Source organism: Streptomyces sp. NPDC054847 (genome assembly GCF_053610925.1).
This window is the reverse complement of sequence record NZ_JBSGZJ010000425.1, coordinates 1-6,151: the sequence shown is the minus strand read 5'-3', so window position 1 is coordinate 6,151 and position 6,151 is coordinate 1. Positions and strand designations below refer to the sequence as shown.

Here is a 6,151-nt window from a genome sequence, read left to right as displayed (position 1 = left end):
GGTACGGCCTGACCGCCGAGTGGCCCCACAGCCGACCCCCCCCCCGCACCACCCACACCGTGCACATCAGTACAGCACCACACCCGGCCTCAAAGCCGGCACCGCAGGGCCGGAGGGCCGCCGCCCCGGCCCCAAGGCCGGTACCGCCTGACCGCCGAGTGTGGCCGCAGGGGTCCGGCCCGCCGCCGTGCCCCGTCGCCCCAGGGCCGGGCGGCCGCCGCCCCCGTACCCCCGGGCCGCAAGGCCGGAACCGCCGACGCGGTGGTCATGCGGGCCCCGGCGCGGGCCTACCGCCCGTCCTTGCCCACCGGGAAGAGCGGGGTCCACGGCAGCGCCGTGCGCCAGGTGTCGCCGCCGCGCATCCAGTCGCCGATGACCTTGGCGACCGGCTCGGGTCCGATGACGTCCCCCTGCCACGGCACATGCGCCTCGAAGTGCAGGTGGTCACCGCCCTCGCGGTACTCGACCTGGTAGCTGAAATCATCGTTCAGATACACCTGCATGAAGTGCTGGCCGGCCGGCTCCCTGTCGGTCCGCTCGACGATCACGAACGGGTGCGACAGGTTCATGTCGGCGAGCAGGTCGTGGACGGCCACCTCCGACGGATCGTCGAGGGACCTCCCGCCGGCTTCGGTGGCTCGGATCAGCGGCTCGGTCATACGGCTGACTGTAGGGGCCGGGTCGGACAGCGGAGCCGCCCACGCGGTCGGACCGGGCCACCGCTGGCCCCGGCAGCCCGGACGCTGATCAGGGGCCCGGACAGCCGAAAGCCGGGCCTGCGGCGCGCGACGCGCACCGCAGACCCGGCAGAGGTCGTTCAGTCGGCCAGTTCCAGCGCCGGGGTCTCCTTGGTGAGGACCTCGCCGCGGAAGAACGCCGGGCTGCGGCGCTGCATGAGGAGCATCAGGAAGAAGCCGAGGACCAGCAGGCCGACTCCGATGACGAAGACCGAGCCCATGCCGAGGACGGAGGATCCGGAGCCGTAGGCCGGGTCCCACATGTCGTAGAGGGTCTTGCCGAAGACCGCGGTGAGCATCAGGCCGCCGACGCCGGGGAGGATGCCCTTGACCAGCAGATTGCCGGTCGAGCGGGTCAGTTCCTTGCGGAAGAACCAGACGCAGGCGAAGGCCGTGATCGAGTAGTAGAAGCAGATCATCAGGCCGAGCGCGTAGATCGTGTCGACGAGGACGTTCTCGCTGACGAGGCTCATCACCGTGTAGAAGACGCCGGTCGCGACGCCCGCGGCGACCGTGGCCAGCCCGGGGGTCTTGAAGCGGGGGTGGACCTTCGCGAACGCCGCCGGCATGGCGTCGTACGCGCTCATCGCGAGGGCGGTGCGGGCGACCGGGATGAAGGTGGTCTGGAGGCTGGCCGCGGCGGATGCGAGGACCGCGACGAAGAGCAGGATGCCCAGACCGGAGCCCATGATCGGGTCGGCCAGCACGGCGAACACGTTGTCGGAGGTGTCCGGGTTGCCGAGGCCGGTGCCCTTCTCGCCGATACCGGCGTACATCTGCACGGCGATGGCGACCATCAGGTACGAGGCGACGATGACGACCATGGCGAGCATGGCCGAGCGGCCCGGTGTGCGGGCGCTGCCGACGCTCTCCTCGTTGATGGACAGGCAGGCGTCCCAGCCCCAGTAGATGAAGATCGACAGGGAGAGCCCCGCGGTGAAGGCGGAGAAGGACTCGACGCCGAACGGGTTCATCCAGGACAGGGAGAAGTCGAGGGAGCCGGCGACCTCGTCGGACTTGGCGATCGCCATGGCCGCGAAGATCACGATGACGGCGAGCTGGAGGCCGACCAGGGCGTACTGGACCCACTTGGTCGCGGTGATGCCCCGGTAGCTGATGGCCGTCGCGACGGCGATGAAGCCCAGGGTGGTGAGGATGTGGACGGCCTTGTTGCCGTCGAGGGCGGCGACGTCGGCACTGCCCGTGATCTCCCCGGCGGTGAGCCAGAAGAAGGACGTGGCCACGCCGGCGAGGTTGGAGAGGACCACGACGGTGGCCACCAGCAGTCCCCAGCCGCACATCCAGCCGATCTTGGGGCCGAAGGCCTTCACCGACCAGGTGAAGGAGGTGCCGCAGTCGGGGACTGCCTTGTTGAGTTCCCGGTAGGCGAAAGCGACGAGCAGCATCGGCAGGAAGCCGGCCAGGAAGATGGCGGGCATCTGGAGTCCGACCTCGCCGACGGTCGGTCCGAGTGTCGAGGTCAGGCAGTAGACGGGGGCAACCGTCGAGACGCCGATGACAGCTCCACCCATGAGGCCGACGGAGTTCCCGCCCAGGCCCTTGGTGCGGACACCCCCGTCGGGGGCGCTCCGTACCGTGTCTCCGGCCTGTGGCCGCGCATCCAGCTGTGTCATGGAGAGGACGTTAAGTGCTGCGGTTTCCACATCCGGATGATCGAAGTCCGGATACTCCTGGATCTACAGCGCTCGATTCCAAGGTCAAGCCTGATAGTTCCCTGTCATTCATAAGACGCACTGCGGTTACCAGCGGCACATCTCAAGGCAGTCGCGCCACTCTTCCGAGATGCGAGAACCGCAGCGACATCCATTTTGTCCGGTTTCAAAATTTCCCGTGCGTTTTTCCGGCCGGGCGCCGGGCCGGTCGCCGCAAGGGACTTGAGCCACGCGCCGCCCGCCGTCAGCCCGGCCACACCACCGACTGGAGCTCGCTGTACGCATACAGCGCGTACGAGCCCACATCCCGGCCCACGCCGCTGCGCTTGAAGCCGCCGAACGGCGCCTCCATGTTCCGCCCGACGGTGTTCACCCCGACCCCGCCCGCCCGCAGCCGGCCCGCCACCCGGAAGGCACGGGCCACATCCCCGGACCAGACGTAGTCGATCAGGCCGTACTCGCCGTCGTCGGCGAGCGCGACGCCCTCCTCCTCGTCGTCGAACGGGATCACCACGACCACCGGGCCGAAGATCTCCTCACGCACGACGCGCATGTCCTTCGTGCAGTCGGCGAAGAGCGTGGGGGCCACGTAGAAGCCCTTCGCGAAGGCGGGCCGCCCGCCGCCCGCAACCAGTCGCGCGCCCTCCTTCCTGCCCAGCGCGACATACGACTCCACCCGCTCGCGGTGCGCCGCCGAGATGACCGGCCCGACGACCGTGGCCGGATCGCGCGGGTCTCCGACGCGCAGGGCCCGCGCCAGGCCGGCCAGCCCCTCCACCAGCCGGTCGTACACACCGCGCTGCGCGATCACCCGCGTCGGCGCCGTGCAGATCTGACCGCTGTAGAAGGAGAACGTCGTACCGATCCCGCGCACCGCGGAACCGATGTCGGCGTCGTCGAAGACAAGGGCCGCGCCCTTGCCGCCCAGCTCCATCAGCTGGCGCTTCATCCCGCGGCCGCAGACCTCGGCGATGCGCTGCCCGACCGCCGTGGAGCCGGTGAAGCTGACCATGTCGACGTCCTCGCAGTCGACGGCCGCCTCGCCGACGGCCGGCGCGGAACCGGTGACGACGTTCACCGTGCCGGGCGGGGCGCCCGCCTCCTCGAGGGCCGCCGCCATCCGGTAGACGGACAGCGGATCCTGCGGGGCGGGTTTCACCACGACCGTGTTGCCCATGGCGAGCGCCGGCGCGACCTTGCCGGCCGGGTTCGCCCACGGATTGTTGTACGAGGTGATGCAGGTGACCACGCCGACCGGCCGGCGCACGGCGACGGCGCCGAGCACGCCCCCCTTGCCCATCGGGCCCGCCGCGCTGATCTGCGGCGGCAGGGCCCGCTCGACCGGCTCCAGCGCACCCTTGGCGTACCGGGCGAACCGCGCCGCCGCCACCGCCACCTGCATCCCGCGCGCCGTGGCCGTCGTCGCGCCGCTCTCGGCACGGGCGAGCTCCGTGTGCGCCTCGCGGTCACGCAGGACCAGGGCGGCCGCGCGGTCCAGGACCGCGGCGCGCTCCTCGGGCCGTGTACGGGACCAGGTGGTGAAGGCCTCGCGGGCCGCGGCGGCCGCGGCGTGGACCTGGGCACGGCTCGCCTCGGCCGCCAGGCCGACGACCTCCTCCGTCGCCGGGTCGATCACCTCGTAGTGCCCGTTGTCCGGCTCGACCCACTGTCCGCCGATGAACAGCCGCCGGCCGACCCGCTCCGGTGCCGTCACCGGGTCGACACCGTCCTCGTGTCACGGCCGGAACGGAGCACCCTGCCCGGCACGGCGCCGGTGACCTCGTCGTTCCGTATCGTCTCGACACCGTTGACCCGCACGGACACGATCCCGACGGCCTTCGCGTCCAGGCGCGGGCTCTCGCCGGGGAGGTCGTGCACGAGCGTCGCCGGGCCGGCGTCGATACGCTCCGGGTCGAACAGGACGAGGTCCGCGTGGTGGCCCTCGACGACGCGGCCGCGGTCGCGCAGACCGAAAAGCCGGGCCGGATCGTCGGTCAGCATCTTCACCGCCTCCTCCAGCCCGACGAGCTTCCGGCCCCGCAGGCAGTCCCCGAGGAAGCGGGTCGTGTACGGGGCGCCGCACATCCGGTCCAGGTGGGCGCCCGCGTCCGAGCCGCCGAGCAGTACGTCCTCGTGCTGCCAGGTCTCCGCACGCAGAGCCCACGAGTCCGGGTCGTTGTCGCTGGGCATGGGCCACAGGACCGTACGCAGATCGTCGTTGGCGCAGATCTCGACCAGGCACTGGAACGGGTCCTGGCCGCGTTCCGCGGCGATGTCCCGCACGACGCGGCCGGTGAGGCCCTCGTTCTCCCGGGTGTACGTGTCCCCGATGACGTACCGGCCGAAGTGGGCCAGCCGGCGGAAGACACCGGCTTCCGGGGAGTCCGCGCGGCGCAGCATCCCGGCCCGGACATCCGGGTCACGCAGTCTCGCGATGCGCTGCGGCACGGGCAAGGAAAGGATCTCGCCCCAGCCGGGGATCAGGTTCAGCGCGCAGAACGTCCCCAGCGACATGTTCATCGGCGTCAGGATCGGCATGGTCAGCGCGACGACACGACCACCGGCCTTGCGGGCCCGCTCGGACGGGACCAGCTGGCGGGGGACGCGGTCGGGGACGGAGGCGTCGATGGTGAGGACGTTCCAGTTCAGCGGCCGTCCCGCGGCGGCGCTCATCTCCACGAGAAGGTCGATCTCCTCCTCCCCGAACCGGTCGAGGCACCCGGCGACGATCGCCTCGAGCTGGGTTCCCTCGTGCTCCCCCACCGCCCTGGAGAGGGCCAGCAGTTCGTGCGGCAGGGCATGACGGGACGCGACGGGCCTGCCGTCACCGTCGGAGTGCGTCGACGACTGGGTGGTGGACAGGCCCCAGGCGCCGGCCTCCATGGCGTCGTGGAGGAGGGCCAGCATCTGCTCGAGCTGCGCCGGGGTCGGCTGCCCGCCGATCGCTTCCGGGCCCATGACGTGCCGGCGGAGCGCGCAGTGGCCCACCATGAAACCGGCGTTGACCGCTGTGCGGCCTTCGAGGGCGTCCAGGTACTCGCCGAACGTGTGCCAGTTCCAGGGGGCGCCCTGTTCGAGGGCGACGAGGGACATGCCCTCGACCTTGGACATCATCCGCCGCGTGTAGTCCGCGTCCTCGGGGCGGTCCGGATTGAGCGGCGCCAGCGTGAAACCGCAGTTGCCGCCGGCGACGGTGGTGACGCCGTGGTTGAGGGACGGGGTGGCGTACGGGTCCCAGAACAGCTGGGCGTCGTAGTGGGTGTGCGGATCGACGAAGCCGGGGGCGAGGACGAGGCCGGTGGCGTCCTCGACGGTCCTCGCGGAGGGGGCGCCGGTGCTGGTGCCCGGCTCTGTGATGACGGCTATCCGGCCGTCGTCGCCGATGCCGACGTCGGCGGCGTAGGCGGGGGCGCCGGTGCCGTCGACGACGGTCGCGTTGCGGATGAGGTGGGCGAGCATGGCGTCCCCTTCTGCACGGGGTCGTTGATGTGGGTGGAGTGCTGCGGTGTGGCCCGGTCAAGGCGTGCGGCGGCCGGCCGCGGCCACGCGCGCCGCCCCGATGGCACCGCGACGGCGCTGTGGTGTGGCCCGGCCGGGGTGTGCGGCGGCCGGCCGCGGCCACGCGCGCCGCCCCGACCGGGCCGCGACGGGCGACGGTCCGGGAAGACGCCGCCCGTGCGTGTGGGGGTGGGCCGGGGTCCGCTGCGCGGGGGCTTGTTCCCCTACCCGCCCCTTCCCGAA

The 6,151-nt window shown here is 71.5% G+C and carries 4 protein-coding genes; all 4 read right to left on the bottom strand.

The window, feature by feature from the left end:
- Window positions 1-287: 287 nt before the first annotated feature.
- The 4 genes from ACWGH4_RS29150 to ACWGH4_RS29135 all read right to left on the bottom strand — a co-directional run bounded on the left by ACWGH4_RS29150 (window position 288) and on the right by ACWGH4_RS29135 (window position 5,869).
- A complete protein-coding gene (locus ACWGH4_RS29150; protein ID WP_453466186.1) occupies window positions 288-659 on the bottom strand; it encodes a hypothetical protein in 372 nt (123 codons plus the stop codon).
- A 158-nt stretch (window positions 660-817) separates the two neighbouring features.
- Complete coding sequence (locus tag ACWGH4_RS29145) at window positions 818-2,371, bottom strand: amino acid permease (RefSeq protein ID WP_441265077.1); 1,554 nt, start codon at window positions 2,369-2,371, stop codon at window positions 818-820.
- 283 nt (window positions 2,372-2,654) lie between these two features.
- A complete protein-coding gene (locus ACWGH4_RS29140; protein WP_453466184.1) occupies window positions 2,655-4,124 on the bottom strand; it encodes an aldehyde dehydrogenase family protein in 1,470 nt (489 codons plus the stop codon).
- The gene (locus tag ACWGH4_RS29135) at window positions 4,121-5,869 is read right to left on the bottom strand and encodes an N-acyl-D-amino-acid deacylase family protein (RefSeq protein ID WP_453466182.1); all 1,749 of its coding nucleotides are present in this window, start codon (window positions 5,867-5,869) and stop codon (window positions 4,121-4,123) included. The genes ACWGH4_RS29140 and ACWGH4_RS29135 overlap by 4 nt, the downstream gene beginning before the upstream one ends.
- Window positions 5,870-6,151: the final 282 nt, after the last annotated feature.